Annotated in this window: 22 protein-coding genes and 1 tRNA gene; 12 read left to right on the forward strand and 11 right to left on the reverse strand. The window is 69.5% G+C overall.

The window, feature by feature from the left end; genetic code table 11:
* The first annotated feature begins 8 nt into the window (after window positions 1-8).
* The 4 genes from LY41_RS03670 to LY41_RS03685 all read left to right on the forward strand — a co-directional run bounded on the left by LY41_RS03670 (window position 9) and on the right by LY41_RS03685 (window position 6,105).
* Entirely contained in the window at window positions 9-482 is a 474-nt protein-coding gene (locus tag LY41_RS03670) for a (2Fe-2S)-binding protein (RefSeq protein WP_308292196.1), read from the forward strand.
* Window positions 479-2,755, forward strand: coding sequence for a xanthine dehydrogenase family protein molybdopterin-binding subunit (locus tag LY41_RS03675; protein WP_253862381.1), 2,277 nt, complete (start codon window positions 479-481; stop codon window positions 2,753-2,755). The genes LY41_RS03670 and LY41_RS03675 overlap by 4 nt, the downstream gene beginning before the upstream one ends.
* Window positions 2,756-2,807: 52 nt before the next feature.
* Entirely contained in the window at window positions 2,808-5,345 is a 2,538-nt protein-coding gene (locus tag LY41_RS03680; RefSeq protein ID WP_253862382.1) for a bifunctional FO biosynthesis protein CofGH, read from the forward strand.
* A 121-nt stretch (window positions 5,346-5,466) separates the two neighbouring features.
* A complete protein-coding gene (locus LY41_RS03685; RefSeq protein WP_253862383.1) occupies window positions 5,467-6,105 on the forward strand; it encodes an NUDIX hydrolase in 639 nt (212 codons plus the stop codon).
* Between the two features lie 11 nt (window positions 6,106-6,116).
* Here the strand turns inward: LY41_RS03685 and LY41_RS03690 are convergent, their stop codons facing one another.
* The 5 genes from LY41_RS03690 to LY41_RS03710 form a co-directional block, all read right to left on the reverse strand.
* Window positions 6,117-6,683: a GntR family transcriptional regulator gene (locus tag LY41_RS03690; RefSeq protein ID WP_253862384.1), complete on the reverse strand. Its 567-nt coding sequence runs from the start codon at window positions 6,681-6,683 to the stop codon at window positions 6,117-6,119.
* A gap of 62 nt (window positions 6,684-6,745) precedes the next feature.
* On the reverse strand, window positions 6,746-7,636 hold the full coding sequence (locus LY41_RS03695) for a tyrosine-type recombinase/integrase (RefSeq protein WP_253862385.1): 891 nt from the start codon (window positions 7,634-7,636) through the stop codon (window positions 6,746-6,748).
* Window positions 7,637-7,973: 337 nt separating this feature from the next.
* Window positions 7,974-8,045 (reverse strand) — tRNA-Val (locus tag LY41_RS03700).
* Between the two features lie 46 nt (window positions 8,046-8,091).
* On the reverse strand, window positions 8,092-8,553 hold the full coding sequence (locus LY41_RS03705) for a peroxiredoxin (protein ID WP_253862386.1): 462 nt from the start codon (window positions 8,551-8,553) through the stop codon (window positions 8,092-8,094).
* Between the two features lie 124 nt (window positions 8,554-8,677).
* Complete coding sequence (locus tag LY41_RS03710; RefSeq protein ID WP_253862387.1) at window positions 8,678-9,103, reverse strand: DUF3052 domain-containing protein; 426 nt, start codon at window positions 9,101-9,103, stop codon at window positions 8,678-8,680.
* A gap of 546 nt (window positions 9,104-9,649) precedes the next feature.
* On the opposite strand from LY41_RS03710, the gene aceE reads away from it, so the two are divergent.
* The 6 genes from aceE to LY41_RS03740 all read left to right on the forward strand — a co-directional run bounded on the left by aceE (window position 9,650) and on the right by LY41_RS03740 (window position 18,166).
* A complete protein-coding gene (aceE, locus tag LY41_RS03715; RefSeq protein ID WP_253862388.1) occupies window positions 9,650-12,457 on the forward strand; it encodes a pyruvate dehydrogenase (acetyl-transferring), homodimeric type in 2,808 nt (935 codons plus the stop codon).
* 791 nt (window positions 12,458-13,248) lie between these two features.
* A complete protein-coding gene (locus tag LY41_RS03720) occupies window positions 13,249-14,418 on the forward strand; it encodes a PucR family transcriptional regulator (RefSeq protein ID WP_253862879.1) in 1,170 nt (389 codons plus the stop codon).
* A 243-nt stretch (window positions 14,419-14,661) separates the two neighbouring features.
* A complete protein-coding gene (locus tag LY41_RS03725; RefSeq protein ID WP_308292197.1) occupies window positions 14,662-15,582 on the forward strand; it encodes an ACP S-malonyltransferase in 921 nt (306 codons plus the stop codon).
* Window positions 15,579-16,553, forward strand: coding sequence for a beta-ketoacyl-ACP synthase III (locus LY41_RS03730; RefSeq protein ID WP_253862390.1), 975 nt, complete (start codon window positions 15,579-15,581; stop codon window positions 16,551-16,553). Before LY41_RS03725 ends, LY41_RS03730 begins: the two co-directional genes overlap by 4 nt.
* 84 nt (window positions 16,554-16,637) lie before the next feature.
* Window positions 16,638-16,883 (forward strand): acyl carrier protein, encoded by a 246-nt coding sequence (locus LY41_RS03735; protein ID WP_253862391.1) that lies wholly within the window; start codon window positions 16,638-16,640, stop codon window positions 16,881-16,883.
* Between the two features lie 35 nt (window positions 16,884-16,918).
* Window positions 16,919-18,166 (forward strand): beta-ketoacyl-[acyl-carrier-protein] synthase family protein, encoded by a 1,248-nt coding sequence (locus LY41_RS03740; protein WP_253862392.1) that lies wholly within the window; start codon window positions 16,919-16,921, stop codon window positions 18,164-18,166.
* Between the two features lie 96 nt (window positions 18,167-18,262).
* On the opposite strand, the gene LY41_RS03745 is transcribed toward LY41_RS03740, so the two are convergent.
* Together LY41_RS03745 and LY41_RS03750 are read right to left on the reverse strand one after the other, a co-directional pair.
* Window positions 18,263-18,856: a hypothetical protein gene (locus LY41_RS03745; protein WP_253862393.1), complete on the reverse strand. Its 594-nt coding sequence runs from the start codon at window positions 18,854-18,856 to the stop codon at window positions 18,263-18,265.
* A gap of 67 nt (window positions 18,857-18,923) precedes the next feature.
* Window positions 18,924-19,415, reverse strand: coding sequence for a DUF3145 domain-containing protein (locus LY41_RS03750; RefSeq protein WP_253862394.1), 492 nt, complete (start codon window positions 19,413-19,415; stop codon window positions 18,924-18,926).
* 235 nt (window positions 19,416-19,650) lie between these two features.
* On the opposite strand from LY41_RS03750, the gene LY41_RS03755 reads away from it, so the two are divergent.
* Window positions 19,651-21,477: a hypothetical protein gene (locus tag LY41_RS03755; protein ID WP_253862395.1), complete on the forward strand. Its 1,827-nt coding sequence runs from the start codon at window positions 19,651-19,653 to the stop codon at window positions 21,475-21,477.
* A 95-nt stretch (window positions 21,478-21,572) separates the two neighbouring features.
* Here LY41_RS03755 and LY41_RS03760 read toward each other — a convergent pair whose 3' ends face one another.
* Entirely contained in the window at window positions 21,573-22,979 is a 1,407-nt protein-coding gene (locus LY41_RS03760) for a dihydrolipoyl dehydrogenase family protein (RefSeq protein ID WP_253862396.1), read from the reverse strand.
* A gap of 118 nt (window positions 22,980-23,097) precedes the next feature.
* On the opposite strand from LY41_RS03760, the gene LY41_RS03765 reads away from it, so the two are divergent.
* The gene (locus LY41_RS03765) at window positions 23,098-24,015 is read left to right on the forward strand and encodes an Lsr2 dimerization domain-containing protein (RefSeq protein WP_253862397.1); all 918 of its coding nucleotides are present in this window, start codon (window positions 23,098-23,100) and stop codon (window positions 24,013-24,015) included.
* 36 nt (window positions 24,016-24,051) lie between these two features.
* Here LY41_RS03765 and LY41_RS03770 read toward each other — a convergent pair whose 3' ends face one another.
* From LY41_RS03770 to LY41_RS03780, 3 genes are read right to left on the reverse strand one after another with little or no spacing between them, the layout of a single operon-like run.
* The gene (locus tag LY41_RS03770; protein ID WP_372493114.1) at window positions 24,052-25,383 is read right to left on the reverse strand and encodes an NAD(P)(+) transhydrogenase (Re/Si-specific) subunit beta; all 1,332 of its coding nucleotides are present in this window, start codon (window positions 25,381-25,383) and stop codon (window positions 24,052-24,054) included.
* 56 nt (window positions 25,384-25,439) lie between these two features.
* Window positions 25,440-25,787, reverse strand: a complete 348-nt coding sequence (locus LY41_RS03775; protein WP_253862399.1) for an NAD(P) transhydrogenase subunit alpha part 2 — start codon at window positions 25,785-25,787, stop codon at window positions 25,440-25,442.
* Window positions 25,788-26,912, reverse strand: a complete 1,125-nt coding sequence (locus tag LY41_RS03780) for an NAD(P) transhydrogenase subunit alpha (protein WP_253862400.1) — start codon at window positions 26,910-26,912, stop codon at window positions 25,788-25,790.
* Between the last annotated feature and the right edge of the window lie 87 nt (window positions 26,913-26,999).

Here is a 26,999-nt window from a genome sequence, read left to right on the forward strand (position 1 = left end):
GAGAGCCCGTGTCCTATTCCTTCACACTGAACGGACAACCCGTCGAAGCCACGGCGGCGGGCATGACGTCGCTACTGTCGGTCCTGCGAGATCAGTCAGGCCTGCTGGGCGCCAAGCGCGGATGCGGTGAGGGGCGTTGCGGCGCCTGCACCGTCCTCGTTGACGGCTCACCCGTCGACTCATGCATCTACCCGGTCGCCAATGCCGAAGGAACGGCGGTGCGTACGGTCGAAGGCCTGGCATCACACGATGAGCCGCTGACTCGGATCCAGGACGCCCTGTTGGAACATGGTGGGGTGCAGTGCGGTGCGTGCATACCCGGAGTGGTTATGACGCTCACGGCGCTACTCGAAACAGAGTCCAATACAGATGATTCCACTGTACGGTCGTCGCTTACCGGAAACATCTGCCGTTGCACGGGGTATCAGAAGATTATTGACGCGGCGCAAGCAGCTGCGAGCTCGAATGGAGGTCCGCGATGACTCTCGTCGGCACGTCCGCACGTCGGGCGGATGGGGAAGACAAGGTTCGCGGCGCGGCGAGATATGGCATGGACTACCTCGAGCACGGCACGCTTGTCGCGAAGGTGCTCCGGTCCACGGTGCCCGCTGCGCGTATCACCAGGCTGGACTGTTCGAAGGCCGCGTCGATGCCTGGAGTCCGCGCCGTCGCGACCGCTGCTGACGCTCCCGGACTGTCCGGCCTGATGATCGTCAAGGATCAGTCGTTGTTCGCCAGGGATGTGATCCGCTACGTCGGCGAGCCGCTGGCCGCGGTGACGGCCGACACCGCCGAGCAAGCTGAAGCCGCTCTTGCCGCGATTGACGTTTCGCTCGACGAACTCGAACCTGTCCTGGACCTCGAGCAGGCCCTCGCGCAGGGAACTCGATTGATCCACCCCGATTGGGAGAGCTACGAGACCGCGATGCCCGGCCCGCGCGAGGGCAACCTGGCATGGGAAACGCGGGTCGAGCGCGGCGACGTGGACACGGCGTTCGACACAGCACATCTGGTCGTCGAGGACGAGTATCGAACCCAGCGCCAGCACCAGAGCCCCATCGAACCGCACGCCGCGGTAGCCCGCTACGAGCAGGGACGATACGTCGTACACACACCGACACAGTTTCCGCACAACGTGCGGGGTCGCATCGCGGAGCTGCTCGGTATCCGCCTTTCCGACGTGCGGGTGATCGTGCCAACCATCGGAGGTGGGTTCGGCGGCAAACTGGACGTGATGGTGGAGCCGTTCGCCTGCGTCCTCGCGCGTAAGACCGGGCGCCCCGTGCGGATCCTGAACAGCCGCAGCGAGGAAATGACGACTTGCGGGCCGCGGGAGAACGCCATCGTGCGGTTACGCACCGCCGTGGCATCAGACGGCACGATTCTGGCCCAGGATGGCGTGGTCCTCGCCGACAACGGCGCAAATAGCAGCGGCGAGACCGTCGCGGTCGCCAACGTGGCGCCGCTCGTTCTGGGCGGCACCTACCGGATCCCGAACGCGCGCTACGCCAGTAAGGTGGCCTACACCAACACAACACCGACTGCGGCATTCCGCGGAGTCAACGGGCCCTATTGTGTGTATGCCCAGGAACAGCACCTGGACCACATCGCGCGCGAGCTCGGCATGGACCGCAAGGAACTGCGGATGAACAATCTGATCCGCCGCGGGGAGTCGATGGTCAATGGCCAGCAGCTTGACGACGCCTTCCTCGTAGAAGCCATGGACAAGGTCGACGAGATCAGGCCCTGGCAGGACGCACAGGCCGAGCGGAGGCCATTCCGCGGTGTGGCAGTGGTGCCGCTGACATGGCTGACCAACCCGTTACCGGCCGCCGCATCGGTCAAGCTGGAAGAAGACGGCACCGCGACGGTGACCTGCGCCGGCGCCGAGATCGGCACCGGCGCAGTTACTACCGGCGTCCTGCAAATCGTCGCCGAGCGACTGGGTCTGCGGCTCGAGGACGTGCGAGTGAGCCCCACGGACACCGATACGGGCGGCTTCGACGGCGGAGCCCAGGGCAGCAGAACAACGTACGGCATGGGTAACGCCGCCCTCGACGCGGCGACCAAAGTCCGCGACCAGGTCCTCGAGGTCGCTGCCGGCATGCTCGAGGCGGCGGTCGACGACTTGGAGATCGTCGACGGGTCGGTACGTGTCTCCGGTGTTCCCGATCAGCAAGTGGCCATACCCAGCGTGGTAGGGACCGCGATGTTCGACTCCGGCCCGATCGGAGCCTCCGGCAAGTTCGCCACCCCGCCGATTCCGTTCGACTCCGGCTGTATGGCGGGCGCTGCGGTCACGAGTTTCCCGGCGGCGCTGTATCAGGCTCACATGACCGAGGTGGAGGTCGATCCGGACACTGGTCGAGTGACTGTGCTGCGCTACGTGGTAGCCCAAGATGTCGGCAGAGCGATCAATCCGCAAATGATCGAAGGGCAGATCCAGGGAGGCGTGCTGCAGGGCATCGGTTACGCCCTGTTCGAGAACCTGCGGCTCGGCGACAACGGTGAGGTGATCGATGACAACTTGGAGAGCTACCGTCTCCCCACTGCCGCCGATGCACCGCCCATCGAGGCCGCCATTCTGGAAAACCCCTGCTCCTACGGCCCACTCGGCGCGAAAGGCGCTGCGGAGCCGCCGATCATCCCAGTCGCCGCGGTGATCGGATGCGCGGTGGCCGATGCGATCGGCAAGCCCATCAATGAGCTGCCGCTCACGCCATTCGCCGTGCTGCAAGCGATAAAGGAAAGCTAGATCACGTGGCTAGCCGCATCGACTTGCCCTGCACGGATCCATAACCCGAATCATGGTTGATGACCTTTTGACTACACCCACTGAACCCCATCCGAGTTCGTCGGCGATGCGCCGCGTGCTCAAGCGCGCGAACGACGGCGTAGCGCTGGACGTCGCGGAGTCGGCGGTGTTGTTGCACGCCCGAGGTGAGGACCTGGAGACCCTGCTCGCCGCCGCGGCTCGGGTGCGGGACGCGCATCTCGCCGACCAGGGGCGCAGCGGGGTCGTGACCTACAGCCGCAAGGTGTTCATCCCGCTGACCCGCCTGTGCCGGGACCGGTGTCACTACTGCACTTTCGTCGACGTGCCCGGCAATCTCGACGCGCTCTATCTCGAACGCGACGAGGTGCTGGAGATCGCCAGGGCGGGCGCAGAGCAGGGCTGCCAGGAGGCACTGTTCACCCTGGGCGACCGGCCGGAGGAGCGCTGGCCGCAGGCTCGACAGTGGCTCGACGAGCGCGGCTACGCCTCGACGCTGGACTACGTGCGGTCCTGTGCGATCGCGGTGCTGGAGGAGACCGGATTGCTGCCGCATCTGAACCCCGGTGTCATGAGCTGGGAGGAGCTGCAGCGGCTGAAGCCGGTCGCGCCCAGCATGGGCATGATGCTCGAGACCACCGCGCGCAGGCTGTTCGAGGAGAAGGGCGGCCCGCACTTCGCCAGCCCGGACAAGGACCCCGACGTGCGGCTGCGGGTGCTCGACGACGCGGGCCGGGTCGGTGTCCCGTTCACCAGCGGCGTGCTACTCGGTATCGGTGAGACCCGCGGCGAGCGCGCCGAGTCGCTGCACGCGATTCGGCAGCGTGCGCGGCAGTATCGCAACATCCAGGAAGTCATCGTGCAGAACTTCCGGGCCAAGCCGGACACCGCGATGCGAGCCGCCCCGGACGCCGATCTCGAAGACCTCGCCGCGACCGTCGCGGTGGCGCGGCTGTTGCTGCCGCCGGGGGTGAGCGTGCAGGCTCCGCCGAACCTCGCAGGCGACGAGCACGCCCGGTTGCTGGCCGCCGGGATCGACGACTGGGGTGGGGTGTCCCCGGTGACCCCGGATCACGTCAACCCGGAACGGCCGTGGCCGGGGATCGATGAGCTCGCGTCCTGGACCGAGCAGGCCGGGTTCGAGCTGCGCCAGCGGCTCACCGCGTACCCGAAGTACGTGCGCAATGCGGAGAAGTGGATCGACATCCGGCTGCACGACCACGTCGCCGCGCTCGCCGGCTCGGACGGGCTCGCCGACGCCGATGCCGCCGCGATTGGACGTCCCTGGCAGGAGCCGGACGGCGGGCTGGACACCACCGGCCGCGCCGATCTGCACGCCGCGATCGACACCGAGGGCCGCACGTCCGACCGCAGAGGTGACTTCGACAGCGTCTACGGCGACTGGGACATGCTCGCCGGGCAGGTGCCCGCGGCCACCGTGCCCGAGCGGCTCGACAGCGAGGCCCGGGACGGGCTGCGGCTGGCCGCCGACGACCCGGCGGCGCTGCTGTCCGAGGCAAACGCGGGCGCGGCGATGGCGCTGCTCACCGCCGAGGGCGACGCGCTGGAGACGCTGACGCGCCAGGCCGATCAGCTGCGCGCCGACGTCGTGGGCGAGGACATCACCTACGTGGTCAACCGAAACATCAACTTCTCCAACGTCTGCTACGTGGGGTGCCGGTTCTGCGCCTTCGCCCAGCGTGAGCGTGACGCGGACGCGTTCCGGCTTTCGGTGGACGACGTCGCCGCCCGCGCCGTGGAAGCGTCCGAGGCGGGCGCGACCGAGGTGTGCATGCAGGGCGGGATCGATCCGAAGCTGCCGGTGAGCTACTACGCCGACATCGTCCGCGCGATCAAGAAAGCGGTGCCGGACATGCACGTCCACGCGTTCTCCCCGATGGAGATCGTCTCCGTCGCGTCGAAGGCAGGGGTCAGCGTGACCGAGTGGCTCACCGAACTGCGCGACGCCGGGCTCGGCTCCATCCCCGGTACCGCGGCGGAGATCCTCGACGACGACGTCCGCTGGGTGCTCACCAAGGGCAAACTGCCCGCCGCCACCTGGATCGACGTCGTCACCACCGCCCACCGGCTCGGCCTTCCCTCGTCGTCGACGATGATGTACGGCCACGTCGACCACCCCGAACACTGGCTCGGCCACCTCCGCGTGCTCGCCCGCATCGCGGCCGACACCGGCGGATTCACCGAGTTCGTCGGCCTGCCGTTCGTACACCACAACGCCCCGGTCTACCTCGCCGGCATCGCCCGCCCCGGCCCGACCGCGCGGGACAACCGCGCGATCCACGCCTTCGCCCGCCTCGCCCTGCACGGACTGATCGACAACGTGCAATGCTCCTGGGTCAAACTCGGCGACGAGCACACCGCCCAAGTACTGCGCGGCGGCGCCAACGACATCGGCGGCACACTCATGGAAGAAACCATCTCCCGCATGGCAGGCTCCGAACACGGCTCCTCCCGCACCACCGAGGAACTCGACCAACTCGCCGCCCTGGCAGGCAGGCCACCCCGCCAACGCAGCACCACCTACGGCCACATCCTGCGAGCGCCCGCGTGAATTGCACAGCTACGGCGAATCTTGGGATACGGCATCGCTCGGCAAGGAAGAGCCGCACCTGGCGGCGCGGACCGTGCTTGAACAACGGATCCGACAACGTCAGCAGACATTCGAGGAGTTCGTGGAGTACGCCGAAACCTTCGCCCGCGAACATGGCGAGCCTGGCACCCTCAGCGTCCGCCATCTGCAACGGCTCGTATCCGGAAGCCGACCCGATGGCCGACCGCTGGGATCCGTCCGGCCAGCCACGGCGCGGCTACTGGAGCGGATATTCGGCTTGAGCGTCGCCGAGCTGCTCGCCACCCCGCAGAGCACCTCGGCAGCTCAGTCGCTGCGGGCAGCCATCAGCGTCGTCGTCTCCGACTCGAAAGTACTGCTCGTCTGCCGCAGAGGCGAGGAGCCGAGCGGGATCTCGTGGCACTTCCCCGCTGGCCTCGTGAAGCCCGACATGTCAGCCCACAGTGTGGCCGTCCGGGAAACGTTCACGGAGACCGGAATCCATTGTGTCGTCGCCCGCGCTCTCGGCAGCAGGCTGCATCCCACGACCAAGGTCGTATGCGAGTACGTCTTGTGCGACTACGTGACTGGAATGGCCAAGAATCTTGATGTCGTTGAGAACATCGACGTGCTCTGGGCCGAGACGCCTGATCTCACCCGGTTCATTCCCGCAGAACACATCTACGAGCCCGTGCTTGCGGCCTTAAGGGGTCCTGGGGTGTACCAAGGGCCCCTAAGTCCGGCGGCTGAGATGCCCGCGTGAGCAACCGCTGATCACAACGCGGCGAACGTACCGATCAGCTCGGCGGTGTCCGCATGTCGGACTTCGAGCTCGTAGTCAGCCAGTGCGCCGTCGCCGCCATGATGGCGACGGGCAGCACCTTCAAGGAACCCCTGAATCTGGTCGGGGTCGCCCAGCACAGCCTGTGCTTTGAACGTTCGCACCACCGTGCCCAGACACAGCAAGCGCAAGTCGAGCAAGACCTTTTCCTCGCCGGTCGCGCTGCCGGAACATGCGTTAATGCCTGTGTCCCCTGCCGCCGACCGGCTGGCCGTGCTGTCCGTACCCGTAGGCTGGAGAACCTTCGCCCTGTGTCCGCGGCCGGACTCGGATACAAGACCCCACTTCATCAGCAAGGTCATGGCGCGATTGACTGTGCCCGGCGACACGCCGTGCTGTTTAGCCAGCTCACGCACAGGCGGCACGACATCTCCGGCAACGAGCATGCCATCCAAGATTTGCCTCCCGATTCCCACAGCGACCAGTTCATAAGGCGCCTGAGGGTCGTCCTTTGCACGCTGAAGCCCATCGCTGTCCGAGCCCCAGTTCCGCTCAGGCATGCGAGCTCCGATCGCACCCGCTGCTCGTTGGTCGGCTTCCGAAATGAATGCCGTATAGACTCTCAGTGTGGTAGCACCTCCACCGCCGTGGCCCGTCGCCCGGACACGGTGTTGATGTCAACGCCGCCCTTGATCAGTTCGGTCGCTGAGTAGTGGCGCAACTTGTGAAAGGTTGTGTCGATCTCCAGCCTCCCGACCATCGTGTCGAACCGCTGGGTAATCGCGCCCGGAGTGCAGAACCGGACATAGTCCACGGCTGGCGAGAACAGCAAGGCGCCTTCCGCAAGCCCGGACGCTGATCCAGCATGCACCTCCGCAACCCGACGTTCGCATCTGTCTCGGTGTTCACGCAGCACCGTTGCCGTTTCCGAATCGAGCGTCACCGGACGCTGCTGGTGGGTCTTCGTGTCCTGCTCAGCCCACTGGCCATCGTCGTCCTTGCTGATGCCGCGCCGGATCCACAGGACGGTCGTATCGTCTTCGGTCATCACGTCGGTCCATCGCAACGCGCACAGCTCATGACGCCGTGCCCCGGTCGTCATGGCCAGCCAGACCAACGTCGCCCAGTCCGTGTCACGTGCGGCCGCCGCGTTCACGATGGCGGCCGCTTGGGTGGGCGTGGGCGGCTGCGGCTTCGGAACCGGCGCTGATACCGGTTTCGCGTCCTTGACCGGGTTCTCAGTGATCCACTTCCAGCGCACCGCACCACGGAACGCTCCGGACAGCAGCCAGTGGATCTGTCGCCGCGCGGACGTGCCTAGCGGTGTGCACACATGCTGGCGGCATCGCTGGTCGCACTCGTGTTGGCGAGGAGTGCGGTGCTGGACGTACCGGCCGGTGCAATGCTCGCGGCAACGTTTCGATTCCCGATACAGCGACTCGAGCGTGTCGGCATCGACGTCACCGACCTTCTCGTCGCTGATAAACGGCTCGACGTGCTTCTGCCACAGCAACCAGTAGTTCTCTACCGTGCTCCACGCGCCGTCGAAGTCATTGAGGTAACGCTCGACGAGCTGGCTGACCTTGGCCGCGGTCTTGGGATTGCGCCGTTCGTAGACCTCGTTGAGCAGCTGAATCCGAACCTTCTCGGCCTCCGCGTCCTTGTCCGGCGTATCCGCCGGGGCGGCGCTTGGTCACCGGGTCCACGCCCGCGTCCACGCGCAGCGCGCCACTGGCCAGGGTGTCGATGACACCCTGCTGGCGCTTCCTCCGGAAAGTCTTCGATCCTGCCATCGATTCCACTGTAACCCAGTTTGGGCCCCGAACCGGCATTTTCCCAGGTCACAACGGTGGGCGCAGCCGGGTTCGAACCAGCGACCCCCTGCTTGTAAGGCAGGTGCTCTTCCGCTGAGCTATGCGCCCGTCACGGGTGGCGGCGCCTGCGGCACCGGCCACCCGAGAAAACTCGTCAGCCGAGCTCCGCGACGGCCTTCTTCCAGGCCTCCTGGTCGCGCGGCTCGCCGGGCTGGTTCACCTCGGCGTACTTGACGACACCCTCCGTGTCGATCAGGAAGGTACCGCGCACCGCGAGACCGGCCTGGTCGTTGAACACGCCGTACTTCGTGGCGACGTCGCCGTGCGGCCAGAAGTCCGACAGCAGCGGGAACTGGTAGCCCTGCTGCTCGGCCCACGCCTTGAGCGAGAACGGGGTGTCCACCGAGACGCCGAGAACCTGCACGCCCTCGTTGTCGTAGTCGGCGAACTCGTCACGGAGCTGGCAGAGCTCACCCTGGCAGATGCCGCTGAACGCGAACGGGTAGAAGACCAGCAGGACCGGCTTGTCCCCGCGGAACGACGACAGAGTGACTTCCTGCTTGTTGTAGTCGTTCAGCGTGAAGTCCGGGGCCTGCGAACCGACCTCGACCGCCATAGAGATTCCTCTCGCGCGCGTGCTCGTCCGGCCCGCCGAGACCCGGCGCGGCCGCATGTGCCCGTCCACCCTAACGCGGGCGGCCCGGGCATGATCGGGCGCCGGTGACCGGCGGCCCGTGCGCTCAGCGACGGGACGTGGACCGCGGCACGAGCCGCGTCGCCGTCCAGCCGTCGCCGACCGACAGGTTGGAAGTCTGCGACAGGCCGACGGTCGGCACGGCCTCGGCGATGTCACTGGGCTCGACGTGACCGGCCTCCCCGGTCTTCGGGGTCAGCACCCACACGACACCCTCGTCGTCGAGGGGTGCCCTGGCGTCGACGAGGGCGTCGCCGAGATCGCCGTCGCCGTCCCGCCACCACAGCAGAACCACGTCGATCACCTCGTCCGCGTCCTCGTCGAGCAGTTCCGCGCCGGTGTGCTCCTCGATGGCCGTGCGCAGGTCGTCGTCGACGTCCTCGTCCCAGCCGATCTCCTGGACCACCATGTCCGGCTTGATGCCAAGCCTCTCGGCGACGCTGTGCTGATCAGCGTCTCCCGCGGCGACCACGACTTCAATCCTCCAACGAACGACGTGTGCGACCGGCGGATTCCGGCCGCACTGCTTGCACGGTTGCGTCAAGCGAACACTGAGCGCGGCTCCGATGCAACCGTCCACACCGGATCCGGCACTTCGCCCGTGCCCAGCATCGCACGCCGGACCTGCCGCGGTCCTACCGGCGCCGGAGTTGACGCGCGCGCACGCGCGCGCGTAGAAGAGGCATGGAACCGACTCGACGCACGCCGCGACCGCGGCGGGTCTAGGGTGGGCTCAGCAGTCCCCGACAGGGGGCTGACCGGGGCCGATGACCGGGAAACCGCCGCGTCAGCGTTACCACCGAGTAGCGATGACACGGCTCGTGGATGCGACGACCATGTCCCTCGAACGGCCCACACCGGGTGACCACACCGAATCCGTACCCGGCCCGCCGGATGAGCGCCGAACACCCGCGCGCACCCGGTCGCGGCGGGCCCAGGAGGACGGCGGCCCCGGAGAACGCAGTGACAACAGTGACGAGAAGCTGGAAACAACAGCGACGACTGGCGAGGAGACCCCTTGGCCCCGCAGAACGACAAGGCCGGGCATAACAACGCCGGCCAGGGCAACCCGGCGCGCGTCCACGTGATCCGCAACGGCCTGGCGGCGCACCTGCCCGACATCGACCCGGAGGAGACCGGCGAATGGCTCGACTCCTTCGACGCAGCGCTCGCCACCGGCGGTAAGCAGCGTGCCCGGTACCTGCTGCTGCGGGTGCTGGAACGGGCACGGGAGCGCAACGTCGGCGTCGCCCCACTCACCGAGACCGACTACGTCAACTCCATCCCCACCGAGAACGAGCCGTGGTTCCCCGGCGACGAGGAACTCGAACGCCGCTACCGCGCCTACATCCGGTGGAACGCGGCGGTCATGGTGCACCGCGCCCAGCGCCCGGGCGTCGGGGTCGGCGGGCACATCTCCACCTATGCCTCGTCGGCGGCGCTGTACGAGGTGGGCTTCAACCACTTCTTCCGGGGCAAGGACCACTCCGGCGGGGGCGATCACGTCTTCATCCAGGGTCACGCTTCCCCCGGCATCTACGCGCGCGCCTTCCTTGAGGGCAGGCTCTCGGCCGACCAGATGGACGGGTTCCGCCAGGAGTTCTCGCACGCGGGCGAGGGCGGCGGCCTGCCGTCGTACCCGCACCCGCGGCTGATGCCCGAGTTCTGGGAGTACCCGACCGTGTCGATGGGCCTCGGCCCGATGAACGCCGTCTACCAGGCACGGTTCAACCGCTATCTGCACTCGCGGGGCCTCAAGGACACGAGCGACCAGCACGTGTGGGCGTTCCTCGGCGACGGCGAGATGGACGAACCGGAATCGCGCGGCCTCATCCACGTGGCCGCGGGCGAGGGCCTCGACAACCTGACGTTCGTCATCAACTGCAACCTGCAGCGCCTCGACGGACCGGTCCGCGGCAACGGCAAGATCATCCAGGAGCTGGAGGCCTACTTCCGCGGCGCGGGCTGGAACGTCATCAAGGTCGTCTGGGGCCGCGAATGGGACGCGCTGCTGCACGGCGACCGTGACGGCGCACTGGTCAACCTCATGAACGTCACCCCGGACGGTGACTTCCAGACGTACAAGGCCAACGACGGCGCCTACGTCCGCGATCACTTCTTCGGCCGCGACCCGCGGACGAAGGACCTCGTCAAGGACCTCTCCGACGCCGAGATCTGGAACCTCAAGCGCGGCGGGCACGACTACCGCAAGGTGTACGCGGCCTACAAGGCGGCGATGGAGCACCACGGCCAGCCGACCGTGATCCTCGCCCACACCATCAAGGGCTACGGCCTGGGCCCGGCCTTCGAGGGCCGCAACGCCACGCACCAGATGAAGAAACTGACCCTCGACGACCTCAAGCAGTTCCGGGACGCCCAGCGCATCCCGATCAGCGACGAGGAACTCGAGCGCGACCCGAAGCTGCCGCCGTACTATCACCCGGGTGAGAACTCGGCGGAGATCGAGTACATGCAGGGCCGCCGCAAGACCCTCGGCGGCTACGTGCCCGAGCGCCGCCCCGCCCGCGCCAAGCCGCTCGCGCTGCCCGGCGACAAGGTCTACGACACGATCCGGAAGGGCTCGGGCAAGCAAGAGGTCGCCACGACGATGGCGTTCGTCCGGCTCGTGCGCGAACTGGCCAAGGACGCCGAGCTCGGGAAGCGGATCGTGCCGATCATCCCGGACGAGGCACGCACGTTCGGCCTCGACTCGATGTTCCCGACGAACAAGATCTACAACCCGCACGGGCAGGGCTACACCTCGGTCGACGCCCAGCTGATGCTGGCCTACAAGGAGTCCGAGGAAGGCCAGCTCCTCCACGAGGGCATCAACGAGGCGGGGTCGACGGCCTCGTTCACGGCGGTCGGCACGTCGTACGCCACCCACGGCGAGCCGATGATCCCGATCTACATCTTCTACTCGATGTTCGGGTTCCAGCGCACCGGCGACGGCCTGTACGCGGCCGCCGACCAGATGGCACGGGGCTTCGTGCTGGGTGCCACCGCGGGCCGCACCACCCTCACGGGTGAGGGCCTGCAGCACGCCGACGGCCACTCGATCCTGCTGTCGGCCACGAACCCGGCGGCCGTGACGTACGACCCCGCGTGGTCGTTCGAGATCGCCCACATCGTCAAGGACGGCCTGCGCCGCATGTACGGCGAGACCGGCCCCGACGGCAACGGCGAGAACGTCTTCTACTACCTCACCGTCTACAACGACCCGTACCAGCAGCCCGCCGAGCCGGAAGACCTCGACGTCGACGGCCTGCTCAAGGGCCTGTACCGCTACGCCGAGGCACCGGCGGGTGACGGACCGGAGGCGCAGATCCTGGTCTCCGGCGTGACGATGCCCGACGCGCTACGGGCGCAGCAGATGCTGCTCGACGAGTGGGGGGTGCGCGCGGCGGTGTGGTCGGCCACGTCGTGGACGGAGCTGCGCCGTGAGGCCGTGGACGTGGACCGGGACAACTTCCTGAACCCGGACGACGCGCCGCGGGTGCCGTACGTGACCGAGGCGCTGCAGGGCGCGGACGGCCCGTACGTGGCGGTGTCCGACTGGATGAAGGCCGTGCCGGACCTGATCCGTCCGTGGGTGCCCGGCGACATGCTGACGCTCGGCACCGACGGCTTCGGCTTCTCCGACACCCGTCCGGCGGCGCGGCGCCACTTCCTGGTGGACGCCGAATCGATCACGGTCGGCGTGCTCACGGCACTGGCGAAACAGGGCACGGTCGACCGGGCCACGGTCTCGCGTGCTGCACAGCAGTACCGGATCGACGACGTCGGCGCGGCCGGACCGCAGACGTCCGACTCCGGAGTGGCCTGACCCCACGGAAATCCGGACGAACAGGACGACGGTCGCCACCGACCGTAAGAACGGTTCGCGATGGATTTCGCCGTTCGCGTGAGGTCGCTCCACGAACGAGTGAGGCCTCTGGCCAGCGACGATCCCGCCGGTCCATAGTGGAATCACCGGTGGGGACCGGGGAGAACGAAACCGCCCGACGCAGCGATTCATCGCCGCGTCGGGCGGTTTCGCTCGGTCGGCCGGTTTCGCCGGTCGGCCGGATCCGCTCGGTCGGGCGGGTCGCCGTATCCGCCACGGCCCGATCACTGTCCGCCGTGCCCGTCCTTCCGCCGTGCCCGTCCTTCCGCCGTGCCCGTCCTTCCACCGTGTTCGCACCGCCGCCCCCACGCACCGTGGCGGCCTTTCCGCCGTGGCCGCCCGCCACCACGGCGACGTAGGATCGCAGGCAAATGACCTCCGACAATCCCCGGCGCACGCGGTCGAACCCGGACGCCTCGACAGGGCAGGACCCGAAGACCGAGAAGACCGCGCGCTCGACACCGCCGGCCTCGAAGTCCTCCTCGTCGAAACCCCCGAAACCGAAACCCCCGAAACCGAAGACCCCGAAACCGAAACCCCCGAAACCGAAGACCCCGACACCGAAACGCGCGGAATCGGACACCCCGGCATCAGACATCCCGGCGTCGGAACCCCCGGCGTCGGAGACCACGGAATCGGAGACCACGGAATCGGAGACCACGGAATCGGGAGCCCCTCCCTCGAGGAGTACGTCGGACGCGGCCTCGGGCACCGTACGCGGGCGGAACCGGTTGTCGGCGCGAACGCTGCGGGACCTGGAACGCTCCTCCGGCAGGATCGCCAAGGCCAGCGTCGCCGCGATGGAAGAGCGGCTGTCCTGGTTCAGCAGGTTGCCCGCCGACCAGCGCGCCAGCGTCCTGTTCATCACCCAGGCCGGCGCCACGGGGTTCGTCCGCTGGCTGCGGGATCCCGAGCACGCTCTGGAACTGACGACCGAGGCGTTCCGCGGCGCCCCGCGCGACCTGTCGCGCTGGATCAGCCTGCGCCAGACGGTCGGCCTGGTGCGGCTGGCGATCGAGGTCTTCGAGCAGCAGTTGCCCGACTTCGCGGCCGACGAGACCGAAAGCGCCGCACTGGTCGAAGGCATCCTGCGCTACGGCCGCGAAGTGGCGTTCGCCGCCGCGAGTTCGTACGCCGCCGCGGCCGAGGCGCGCGGCGCGTGGGACGCGCGGCTCGAAGCACTGGTCGTCGACGGCATCGTCCGCGGGGACGCCGAGGAGTCCGTGCTGTCCCGGGCGGCCGCACTCGGCTGGGACCCCGCGGCCAGCGCGACGGTGATGGTCGGCACGTCACCGTCGGACGATCCGCCGACCGTGGTCTTCGAGGTGCGCAGCCGGGCCGCACGCGCCGGTTGTCCGGTACTGCTCGGGGTGCAGGGCACGCGGCTCGTCGTCGTGGCGGGCGGAGCGGACGACGAGCAGACTCGCGACGGCGCGCTGCTGGACACCCTGGCTGCGGCGTTCGGAGACGGGCCGATCGTCGCCGGACCGACGGTCGGCAGCCTCGGCGAGGCGCACGCCAGCGCCGCCGAAGCCCTGTCGGCCATGCGCGCCGTCGTGGCGTGGCCGGGCGCGCCCCGTCCGGTGCGCTCGATCGACCTCCTGCCCGAACGCGCCCTCGCCGGCGATCCGTCCGCCGAGCGGCGGCTCGTCGACGAGATCGCCAGGCCACTGGAGGAGGCCGGTCCCGCACTGCTGGCCACGGTCGAGGGGTACCTCGAGACCGGCGGTGTCCTCGAGATGTGCGCCCGCCAGCTGTTCGTGCACCCGAACACGGTGCGCTACCGGCTGCGCAAGGCCGCCGAGCTGTCCGGCCGTAACGCAGCGGACCCGCGGGATGCGCTCGTGCTGCGCGTCGCGCTGGCCGCGAGCAGACTCGGCCGCAGCCGCGGTCAGTGGTGACGGCACTGTCAGTGGTGACGGCGCGGCCAGTGGTGACGGCGCGGCCGTCGATCCGGCCGCCCACTCCCGCCGGACCGCGGTGAGACCGATCACGATCATGGCGCAGGACAGGCTCGAACTGCGCAGAACCGACAAGGTGATCTCGCAGGACAGCCGCCCGAGCCGGCACGCTTTTGTAGCTTCTCCACAAGCGAGACGCCCGGAGTTCGTGAGGGCTCGGCATCCCCGCGAACCGCCTCGACCGTGTTTTCTGGTGCCGTGATCGCGCTTCTATGCCCTGGCCAGGGTGCGCAATCCCCTGGCATGCTCAACGACTGGCTCGAACTCGACGGTGCACGCGAGCGGCTGCAGCAGTGGTCCGACAAGGCGGGCCTCGACCTGATCCGCCTCGGTACGGACGCCGACGCCGAGGAGATCCGCGACACCGCGATCACCCAGCCGCTGACCGTCGCCACCTCGCTGCTGGCTGCCGAGTACCTGCCCGAGCAGCCGGCCGGCGCGCCGGTGGCCGGCCACTCGGTGGGCGAACTCGCCGCCGCCGCGATCGCCGGCGTGTTCCCGGCGGAGGACGCGGTCGCCCTGGCGGCCGCCCGGGGCGCCGCGATGGCCAAGGCCTGTGCCCTCGAGCCCACCAGCATGGCGGCGATCATGCTGGGCGACCCGGAGGAGGTCGTCGCCTGGCTCGCCGAGCGGGGTCTCGAGGCAGCCAACCGCAACGGCGCAGGCCAGATCGTCGCGTCCGGCTCGGCGGAGGCGATCGAGGCGATCGTCTCCGAGCCGATGGCGGGCACGAAGGTGCGCCCGCTGCCGGTCGCGGGCGCCTTCCACACCCGGTACATGGCACCGGCCGAAGAGACGTTGCGCGAGCACATCGCCGGCATCTCCCCCGCCGACCCCGTCCGCCCGCTGCTGTCGAACGCCGACGGCGCCGTGGTCTCCGACGGTGCCGAATACCTGGACCGGCTCATCGCCCAGGTCACCAAGCCGGTGCGCTGGGACCTGACGATGCAGGGCCTCGTCGGCCTCGGCGCGACCACCACGGTCGAACTACCGCCCGCGGGGACGCTGAGCGGCCTGGTCCGCCGGGAGCTGAAGGGCACCGTCACCTCGACGGTCGCGCTCAAGAAGCCCGCTGATCTCGACGACGTGGACCCGAGCGCATGAGCGCGCTGACCCTCCGCCAGGGACCCTCCGCCACTCGAGTGCTGGGCATCGGCAGCACCCAGCCCGACCGGGTCGTCACCAACGACGAGCTGGCGCAGCACATGGACACCAACGACCAGTGGATCCGGGAGCGCGTCGGCATCATCGAGCGCCGGTTCGCGGGCGAGGACGAGCGTCTGGTCGACATGGCCGTCACCGCCGGCGCGAAAGCCCTCGCCGATGCGGGCGCCGACCCGTCCGAGGTCGACACCGTCATCCTGCCGAACTGCACGATGCCCTCCCCCATCCCCAACGCCGCCGCGCAGGTCGCCGACCGGATCGGGATCACGGCCGCAGGCGCGTTCGACATCAACGCCGCGTGCGCCGGGTTCTGCTACGGGCTCGCGCTCGCCTCGGACCTGATCCGCGGCGGCTCGGCGAACAAGGTCCTCGTGATCGGTGCGGAGAAGCTCACCGACGTCGTCGACCCCGCCGACCGTTCGACGGCGATCATCTTCGCCGACGGCGCGGGGGCGGCGCTGGTCGGCCCCGCGGACGAACCGGGCATCGGGCCGGTGTCGTGGGGCAGCGCGGGCGATCAGGTCGACATGATCTACATGCGCGACGAGAAGTACCTGTTCCAGGAGGGACAGTCGGTGTTCCGCTGGGCGACCACGAAGATCGCCCCGGTGGCGACCGTCGCCGTCGAGCGTGCGGGCCTCCGGCTCTCCGATGTGGACGTCCTGATTCCGCATCAGGCGAACCTGCGTATCGTCGAGGCGATCGCCAAACGTCTGCGGTCCCAGGGCGCACGCGAGGACCTGGTGGTGGCCGACGACATCCGGTACTCCGGCAACACCTCGTCGGCGTCGATCCCCATCGCACTCGACCACATGCGCGCGGCGGGCACCGTATCGTCGGGCGATGTCGTACTGGCCGTCGGCTTCGGCGCCGGTCTGTCGTATGCCGGGCAGGTCCTCATCTGCCCTTAACCGGAAACGAGGACGGCGGACCGACCCCGGTCCGTTAGTGTTCGCGGACGACCATCCATCCGATTCAACGAAAGGAACACCAAAGTGGCCGACAAGACGGAGCTGCTGACCGGACTCGCCGAGATCGTCGAGGAGGTCGCAGGTGTGGCCAAGGACGACGTGACGGCCGACAAGTCGTTCGTGGACGACCTCGACATCGACTCGCTGTCCATGGTGGAGATCGCCGTGCAGGCCGAGGACCGGTTCGGCGTGAAGATCCCGGACGACGAACTCGCGAACCTGAAGACGGTCGGCGACGCCGTGGACTACGTCGCGGCCAACTCCAAGTAAACGCCACGCGGCCGGCTACCTCGGGGAGACTCCACATGAGCAACACCGACGTCGTGATCACCGGTATCGGTGCGACCACGCCGCTCGGACCGGATGTGACGTCCACATGGGACGGTCTACTCGCCGGGCGCAGCGGCATTCGCGCCCTCGAGGCGGACTGGGCGGAGACCTACGACCTCCCGGTCCGCATCGGCGCCAGCCTCGCCGAGGAGCCGACCGAAAAGATCCCGCGCGTCCGGGCCCGGCGACTCGACCGCTGCGAACAGGTCGCGCTCATCGCGGCGTGGCAGGCCTGGGAGGACGCGGGGTTCGCCCTGCCGTCCGACGACGGCGAGGACGTTGAGCCGGAACGGCTCGGCGTGTCCATCGGCACCGGTATCGGCGGTCCGGTGACGCTGCTCGAGCAGGACGACAACCTCGAGCAGCACGGCATCCGGAAGGTGTCACCGCTGACCGTGCCGATGCTCATGCCGAACGGGCCCGCCGCCCACGTCGGCATCGAGCTACGGGCCCGCGCCGGGGTGCACTCGCCCGCGTCGGCGTGCGCATCGGGCGCCGAGGGCATCGCCAAGGCCTTCGACATGATCCGTTCCGGCAAGGCGGACGTGGTCGTGGCAGGCGGTGCCGAGGCGTGCATCCACCCGATCACGATCGCCGGGTTCGCGCAGGCGCGCACCGTCTCGACCCGTAACGACGACCCGGAGCACGCCTCCCGGCCGTTCGACGTCGACCGCGACGGGTTCGTCCTCGGTGAAGGGGCAGGCGTCGTGGTGCTGGAGAGCGCCGCCCACGCCGAGGCGCGCGGAGCGCGGGTGTACGGCAAGGTCGCCGGCACCGGCATCACCTCCGACGCGTACCACATCACGGGCAACCACCCGGACGGCATCGGTCAAGTCGCGGCGATGCGCGAGGCGATCGAGCAGGCCGGGATCACCGCACCGGACGTGGGCCACGTCAACGCGCACGCCACGTCGACCGTCGTCGGCGACGTGGGCGAGGCCGCGGCCATCCGCAAGGCACTCGGTGACCATCCGGTGGTGACCGCGCCGAAGGGCGCGCTCGGCCACCTCGTCGGCGGTGCCGGCGCGGTCGAGGGCATCGCCACGCTGCTGTCGCTCTATCACGGCGTCGTGCCCATGACGCTCAACCTCGGTGAGCTCGACCCGAACGTCGAACTCGACGTCGTCGCAGGTGAACCGCGCAAGATGGAACTGTCGGCGGCGATCAGCAACTCGTTCGGCTTCGGCGGGCACAACACGGCCCTGCTGTTCACCACGGCCTGAACCACTGACGGCCTGAACCACTGACGGCTCGGGCCTGTGGTCCGGAGGATCACAGGCCCGAGCCGACGGCAGGCCCGAGCCGGCAGCAGGTCCGGGTCAGCAGCGGGACTGTTCGGGCACCGTGCCCGGTGGGACGGTGCCGATCCGCCAGTCCCCTTCGGCCGCGGTGAACGGAAACGCCAGACGCCAACGGATGCAGTCCGACTGCAGGTCGTCGGGCGCGTCCACGGTGTCCTGGACGCTCGTGAAGCCGAGTAGCACCGTCAGCCCGCCGTCGGGTGCGGCTTCGATCCGGTAGACGCGAATGCTGCCGTCCCGCGTGCTGCGGTAGTTCGCCCGCCACTCCTGCTCCCTCTGCAGGGCTGCGCGTTCGGCGACCACCGTCGTGACCCACAGGTCGTAGTCACGCCGGTTGATGGCGTCGAAGTAGTCCTGCAGCACGGCACGCACGTCCTGGGCATTCGGATGGGCGGCCGCATCGCCCGTGAGGCGAACCCGCGCAGGGCCGGGCTGCTCGTCCGGCTCGGCCGAGCTCGACGGAGCGGAGGTCTGCGGGGCCGCGGGCCGCGACGTCCGGGACGGTGGCTGATAGACCTCGCGTGCCACGAGACCGCCCCCGACCGTGAGCGCCACGATCGCGACGAGCACCGGCAGCAGCCAGCGTCGGTGCTGAAGAGACGTGGTCGGCACCGGTCCAGACTACTGCGCACCCGGTCGCCGTACTCGCAGAACCGCCGACCACGGCGACGCCGCCGGTTCAGCCGACCTGGTGCAACCACGTCACGGGCGCGCCGTCACCGGCGTGCCGGAACGGTTCGAGCGCCTCGTCCCAGCCTGCACCGAGCAGCTCGTCGATCTTGTGGGCGAGCTGCTCCGAGGCGCGACTCTTGGCGACGAGGGTGCGCAGCTGGTCCTCGGGCACGACGATGTCGCCGTTGGCGCTGGTGCGCGCGTGCCACAGCCCCAGGCCGGGGACGTGACAGAAACGCTGGCCGTCGACGCCGGAACTGGGTTCCTCGGTGATCTCGAAGCGGACCATCGGCCACGCCTTGAGCGCACCGGACAGCTTGCCTGCGGTGCCCGCCGGACCGCGCCACTCACATTCGGCGCGCAGCTGACCGGGCGCCGCCGGCTGCGCAGTCCAGCGCAGCTCGGCACGCGTGCCGAGCGTGCCTGAAATCGCCCACTCGACGTGCGGACACACCGCAGACGGCGACGAGTGGACGTACACAACGCCACGTGTGCTCACTGCTGACCTCCGCTTGTTCGACGAGGGGCGTCTTCCCCTACGACCTCGCGAACCACGCCGAGCTCAGTGCGTGAGCACCGCTTGAATTTCTCTTCGCACATTTTGCACCGCAGGGGCCTGTTACGCCACATGGACCCCAGAGATCACACCGCGACCTGGGCCAGGTGGACCCGCGACGACCTCCGAACCGGTAGATTCCCGATGCCAGTTCACCAGTCGCAGGGAGGCTCGAGGGGTGCGACTCGTCCGGTTCTCGGCCCGTCCCGCGCACATCTCGCCGGACATTCGCGCGGCACTGACCTCCCTCGGGCGCGATGGCGACACCATCGGCGGGGTGGGCCTGGTGGGGGTGCAGCCCCCGGGGATGGATGCGCCGGTCGACGCGGTGGCCGTCACGACTCACGGCGTCGTGGTCGTCATCGGCGTGGACCTGCCCGATCCCGCCATCCGGCTCGAAGCGCCGTTGCACGGTGTGTGGAAGGCCGACGGCTGGCCACTCGTGCGCGGCGAGGACGATTCCGGCACGAACGCGGGGAATCCGTCCGGCGAAGCACTCACCGTGTCGGACCAGGTCGCGGAGCGGATCCGCACGGCATCCGGCTCGCCCGGGGCCGCCGTCGGGACGGTCGTCGCGGTCGGTCCGTTCGCCGAGCACGTCGAACAGCCCGCAGGCGAACTCTCCGGTCCGGTACGCATCGTGTATCCGACGTCGACGAGCCTGCTGGCCTCGGTCGTCTCGCTCGCCTCGGCTCCGCGGCCGTTCACGGTCGACCAGGCCCGCGCCGTCATCACCGCACTGTCCCCGGACACCGAACTTGAGGACGAGGCGCTCGCGGGAGAAGGCTTCGCCACCACCGACGCCGCAGCGGCTGCCACCGGCGCCGGCCCCTCCCCCGAGCCCGATCCGGACGGCGCGTCCGCTTCCGGGCCCGCTCCGGAGCACCCGGGCGGCCCCCTGGCCGACCCGCAGGCCGACGATCCGCTGACCGACGACGCGGACACCGAAACGCTCGACCGCACCGCGCCGCCGGGGCCGGAGGGCGCAGCCGCGTCCGGCTCGGCGGCGTCCGCCGCAGCAGCTACGCCGGCACCCGTTGCACCGTCGCTTCCCGCAGCGTCATCTCCCGCAGCGTCATCTCCCGCAGCGTCACCGACACCGCCTGCCGGATCCGCACCGGTGACGCCGCCCCCGCCCACCCGTGCGCAGCCCGCGGACATGCAGCCGAGTGCATCGACCGATACGAACGTTGCCGCGGGTTCCGCTCCGGCCGGGCCCGCGACGACAGCACCGCAGCACGCTCCACGACCGAGTACACCGGCATCCCGACCCGGGCACGCCGAACAGCCCGGCGCTCCGCAGTCCGGTACTCCGCAGTCCGGTACTCCGCGGCCCGGTGCTCCGCAGTCGCCGCGGACGCCGCCAGCCTCCGCCGCGTCGGGACAGGCACCGGCGGTGCCGTCCCGCCCGGGCGGCGCGGCACCGCAGCCGCGCCGGCGGCGATCGCCGGCGCAGACGTGGCGATGGATCGCGGCCGGTGCGGTGTTCGCCGTGGCACTCGTCGTGATCATCACCTTCACGGCCATGAGCGGCGGGGACGACGGCGATCAACCGGTGCGCATGCGTGCCGGCGGGCTGGAATTCACCCAGCGGGCGGCGCAGCTGACGGAGGAGTGCGCCGCCCATGCGGTGGGCGACCTGAGTGTGGCGCTGACCGACGGTGGATGCACCGAGCTGCGCCGTGGCAGCTTCGACACCACGGCGGGCGGCACGGACGTGGCCGTCTCGGTGGCTGCGCTCACCTTCACCGACGAGCAGGCGGCGCAGCGCTTTCTCGAGGTCGCCGACACCCCGGGCACCGGCACGATCCGTGACCTCGCCACGACCTCGGACCGATGGGCACCGCCCGCGCCGGACTGGTCGGGCGCCGCCTACGTCAACGACCTCGAGGGAACCACGGTGCGACTCGTACAGGCCTCGCCGCGGGACCGCGCGTCGGTCGAATCGCCCGAGGTCGCCGACGCCGCCGAGGCCGCACTCGGACTGGTGAAGCTGAACGACTGAAAGTCACTCCGCGTCACTGACGCTGTCGGCGGCACGGCCCCGTCGGCACTCGTCATCGGCGGCACGGTCCCGCCGGCACAGGCATGCCGCAGGGGTCACAGCCCGTACTCCTCCAACAAGCGGAGCCAGACTTCGCTGATGGTCGGAAACGCGGGAACGGCGTGCCACAACCGGTGCAGCGGAACCTCGCCGACGATAGCGATCGTGGCGCTGTGCAACAGTTCGGCGGTGTCGGGCCCGACCAGGGTCACGCCGAGCAGCACGTCCCGCCGCGTGTCGACGATCGCGCGCAGGCGCCCGGCATACCCGTCCGCGTGGAGCGCGGACCCGGCGACGGCGATGTCGAGTTCCACCGCCCGCTGACCCGGCCCGGCGGACTCCCGCAGGCCGACCGACGCCACCTCGGGGTCGGTGAACACCACCTGCGGCACGGCGTGATGGTCGGCGGTCGCGGTGTGGGCGCTCCACGGCGAACTGTTCACGCTGTCACCACGGGCCGTCGCGGCGACCACGTCACCGACGATCCGCGCCGCATACTTGCCCTGGTGCGTCAGCGGCGCACGGCCGGTCACGTCACCGGCGGCACAGAGCCAACCGCCGTCCACTCCGGACACCCGTCCGCTGTCGTCGACCGGCAACGGCGCACCGGGGGTGAGCCCGACGACGTCGAGTCCGAGCTCCGCCGTCGCCGGCCTGCGCCCGGTGGCGATCAACAGCCGATCGGCATCGACCTCCCGGCCGCCGTGCGCGAGCCGTACCGCTCTCGCCCCGGACTCGTCCACTTCGGACACCCGCTCGACGGCGGTGTCCGGATACAGCCGCACTCCGTCCCCGCGTAGCCCGTCGGCAACCGCGTCCCCGGCGAACGCCGGGTAGGCGGGCAACGGCCTCGACCCGGTCATGAACAGGTGCACCTCGGCACCCAGCCGCGCCCACGCCTGCGCCATCTCGGTGCCGACGACACCTCCGCCCAGCACCGCCAGGCGCGCAGGCACCGTCGACTCCGACGTCGCTTCCCGTGACGTCCACACCAGCTCGCCCGGCAACTCCGCAAGCCCGGCGACCGGCGGGCGTTTCACCACACTGCCCGTACACACGATCACCGCCTGCCGCGCGCGCAGCACGGCGCCGTCGACGGTCACCTCGCGCTCCCCGGTGATGCGTGCATGTCCGCGGACCGGCGCGATACCCGCGCTGCGCGCCCACTCGACCTGGGCGCTGTCGTCCCCGCCGTGCGTGAAGGCATCCCTGCGGGCGAACACCGCAGCCGGATCCAGCCGGCCGTCGTGATCGATCCCCGGCATGCGCCGCAGCGCGGCGAGCAGATTCCCGGGTCGTAGCAACGCCTTACTGGGCACGCATGCCCAGTAGGAACACTCGCCGCCGAACCGTTCGTGGTCGACGAGCGCCGCGGTCAGACCGCCTCCGACGGCGCGGGCGGCCGCGTTCTCCCCCACCGGCCCGGCTCCGATCACCACGACGTCGTACGCGCGCTCTGCCATACCGACAAGCGCACACCACCGCGCGCCGACCCGCAACCCGGCAACTACCCTGGTCGGGGAGCAGGTGGCACGTGGCCGTGGCCCACGGTCGGGGAGAACGCCTGCGTCGACTCGAAACATGCGGAGGACGTTGGTGGCACGCAATACGGCGGTCGAGGTACTCGACGACATCAGCGGTGAACCGGCTGCGGAGGTGGTGCGGTTCTCGCTCGATGGCGTCCACTACGAAATCGATCTGGCGACGGCCAACGCCGAGGTCCTGCGCACGGCGCTCACGCGCTACGCCGACAACGCACGCCGCACCGGCGGACGCAAGCGTCAACGGCGGCTGCTCACCCCCGGTACACCCGGCGCAGCCAAGGGCACCGCGAAGACCCCGGCGAAGGGGACCGCGAAGAAGACCGCGGCAACGAAGAAGGCAGCCACGGCGGCCAAGAGCTCGACGGCGAAGGCAGCCAAGGGCACGGCGGCACAGGGCACGGCGGCGAAGAAAACGGCAACGGCCGCCAAGAAAACGGCAACGGCTGCGAAAACGGCGTCCGCCGCGAAGAAGACCCCCGCGGCGAAGACGGGCGCGGCCGGGAAGACCACGCGGGCCGGAAACACCACCACCGCGAAGAACACCGCCGCAGCCACGACTCCGGACAAGAAGACCCCGGCGAAGAGCACCCCGGCGAAGAGCACTGCCGCGAAATCCGGCACCGCGAAAACCGGAACGAGGAAGGCCGCCGCGAAGCCCGCGGCCACGACGTCGACGACCCGGAACGCCGCGGGCGGGGCCTCCACGCGGGCGGCCACCCCGGCCGCAGCTCCCAAGAAGGCGTCCGCCAAGTCCCCGGCTGCCAAGCCCCCGGCTGCCAAGCCCTCGACAGCCAAGGCCTCGGCTCCGAAGAAGACCTCGGCTCCGAAGAAGGGCTCGACAACGAAGAAGGGCTCCGCCGCGAAACCCGCCACCGGGCCGGAGAAGCCCACCGACACCGCGGCGGAAAACGGCGCCAAGTCCGCCCCTCAGGTCACGTTCTCGGCCGCCCGCTGACGTACGGCGGCCCGTTCCCCGCCGAACCCCGCGCGATCACAACGTTTTCAGCTCCTCGACGATGCCGCCGACGGATTCCTTGGCATCGCCGAAGAGCATGGCCGTTCTCGGGTCGGTGAACAGGGCGTTGTCGATGCCGGCGAACCCCGACCCCATGGAGCGTTTCAGCACGATCACCGACCGGCTCGACGTGACGTGCAGAATCGGCATGCCGTAGATCGGGGAATCCGGGTCGGACTGGGCGGCCGGGTTCGTCACGTCGTTCGCGCCGATCACCAGCGACACGTCGACCTGCGGGAACGCCGAGTTGCTCTCGTCCATCTCCTTGAGCGACTCGTACGGCACGTCGGCTTCGGCCAGCAGCACGTTCATGTGTCCCGGCATCCGCCCGGCGACGGGGTGCACGGCGTAGGCGACGTCGATGCCCTTGGCCTCCAGCAGGTCGGCCATCTCGCGGACGGCGTGCTGCGCCTGGGCGACCGCCAGTCCGTATCCGGGTACGACCATGACGCGGCCGGCGTAGGCGAGCTGGATCGCCGCGTCGGCCGCACTGGTACTGCGCACGGGACGGTCCGCGCCGCCGCTCCCACCAGCCGTCGCGCCGGCAGCACCTCCACCGAAGCCGCCCGCGAGGATCGCCGGGATGGACCGGTTCATCGCCTGCGCCATGAGGTTCGTCAGGATCGAACCGGACGCACCGACGATCATGCCCGCCACGATCAGCGCCGTGTTGTCCAGCGCGAGACCCATCGCCGCGGCCGACAATCCGGTGAACGCGTTGAGCAGCGAAATCACGACCGGCATGTCGGCACCGCCGATCGGCAGCACGACCATGACACCGATGAGTCCCGCGGCGACCAGTACCCCGGCGATCAGCCACTCGGATCGGCCGCCCGCGACGGTGATCACGGCGCACACCAGCGCCACGACCAGCAGCACGATGTTCAGCGGCTGCTGCAGCCGCCCGAGCGTCACCGGCTTTCCGGGCAGGATCTCCTGCAGTTTCGCGAACGCGACGCCCGAACCCCAGAACGACACGGACCCGACGAGCGCTGCGAACAGCGACGCGATCGCCACGTACAGCGCTTCGCCCTCGTAGCCGGCGGTCACCCGGAATTCCACCCACGCAATGAGCGCCACCGCGCCACCGCCGACGCCGTTGAACAACGCCACCATCTGCGGCATCGCCGTCATCTTCACGCGCCGGGCCGCGGGGACGCCGATCACCGCACCGATGCCGAGACCGAGCGCGATGAGCAGCCAGTTCCCCATGCCGGGCAGCAACAGTGTCGCGACGACGGCGACCGCCATCCCGGCTGCGGCGATCCAGTTTCCCCGGACGGCGGTACGCGGACCCGTCATCCCCATGAGGCCGTAGATGAACAGGACGAACGCGACGATGTAGCCCGCGGAGACGAGCGTGGTCACTGCTCGCCCCCCTCACGCACCTCTGCTGCGCGCCCGCCGGGCCGCTCTCGACCGGGGCCCTGCCCGCTGGGACGTTGTTTGAACATCCCGAGCATGCGGTCGGTGACGAGGAATCCGCCGACGACGTTGATCGTGCCGAAGGCGATGGCCACGACGAGCAGGATCTTGTTCAGCACCCCGTCGACGCCGTGGCCGAGCACGATGAGCCCGCCGAGCAGCACGATGCCGTGGATGGCGTTCGTACCGGACATGAGCGGGGTGTGCAGCGTGTTGGGCACCTTGGAGATCACGGTGTAGCCCACGAATCCCGCGAGCACCAGGATCGCGATGCTTTCGATCGGCACCTACGCCACCTCCTCCGGCAGGCCGGCGACACAGGCGCCGGCAACGATCTCGTCGGCCGGGTCGATCGCGAACCGGCCTTCGGAATCCACGAGCAGTTCGATCAGTTCGACGAGATTCCGCGCGTACAGCTCACTGGCGTGCAGCGGCATTCCGGCGGGCAGGTTGAGCGGCGAGCTGATCGTCACGCCGCCGACGTCGACGTTCTCACCCGGTTCGGTCAGCTCGCAGTTGCCGCCGGTCGCACCGGCCAGGTCGACGACGACGCTGGCGGGCCGCATCCCCCGTACGGCCTCGGCGGTGACGAGCGTAGGCGCCGTGCGGCCCGGAACGAGAGCCGTGGTGATCACGACGTCGAACCCGGCGATGGCCTCGGTGAGCCTGCGTTGCTGCTGCGCGCGCTCGTCGTCGGTGAGTTCGCGGGCGTACCCGCCGTCGCCGATCGCCTCGATGCCCAGGTCCAGCCACTGAGCGCCCACGGATCGCACCTGTTCGGCGACCTCGGGGCGCACGTCGTAGCCGGTCGCCCGCGCGCCGAGCCGTTTCGCCGTGGCGAGTGCCTGCAATCCCGCGACGCCCGCACCGAGCACGAGCACGGTCGCGGGCGGAACGGTGCCCGCAGCAGTGGTGAGCATGGGAAAGAACCGCGGCGAGAGCTGGGCCGCCAGCAGCGCGGCACGGTACCCCGACACGTTCGCCTGCGACGACAGCGCGTCCATCGCCTGCGCCCGCGAGACCCGCGGGATCGATTCGACCGCCAGCGCGGTGATCCCGGCCCGTTCGAGGGCCTCGACCCGGGCGGGGTCGCCGAGCGGGTCGAGGAATCCGATGAGGACGGTGCCGGCCGGGAGCCGCGCGATGTCCTCCTCGGACGGTGGCGTCACGGTGAGCACGATGTCGCTGCGGCGGGAATCGGCCGCGTCACCGCAGGAGGACTCGGCTCCGAGCTCGGCGCCGACGGCCGTGAACAGCTCGTCGGGCAGGCCCGCCTTCCTGCCTGCGCCCGGTTCGACCACAACCCGCAGCCCCCGGCCGATCAGCCGCGCGGCGAGTTTCGGTACCAGCGCGACCCGTCGTTCCCCCGGCGCCGTCTCGGCGACGACACCGACCGTCAGCGGTCCTGCCACCTTGCACGTCCTCCTCGTCGGGGCACCTCTCGATCACCATCATGGACCATCATGTAACGAAGATCACGTCTTGTGTGCCGCGTGGCG

Source organism: Prauserella halophila, from assembly GCF_024171895.1.
GTDB lineage: Bacteria > Actinomycetota > Actinomycetes > Mycobacteriales > Pseudonocardiaceae > Prauserella > Prauserella halophila.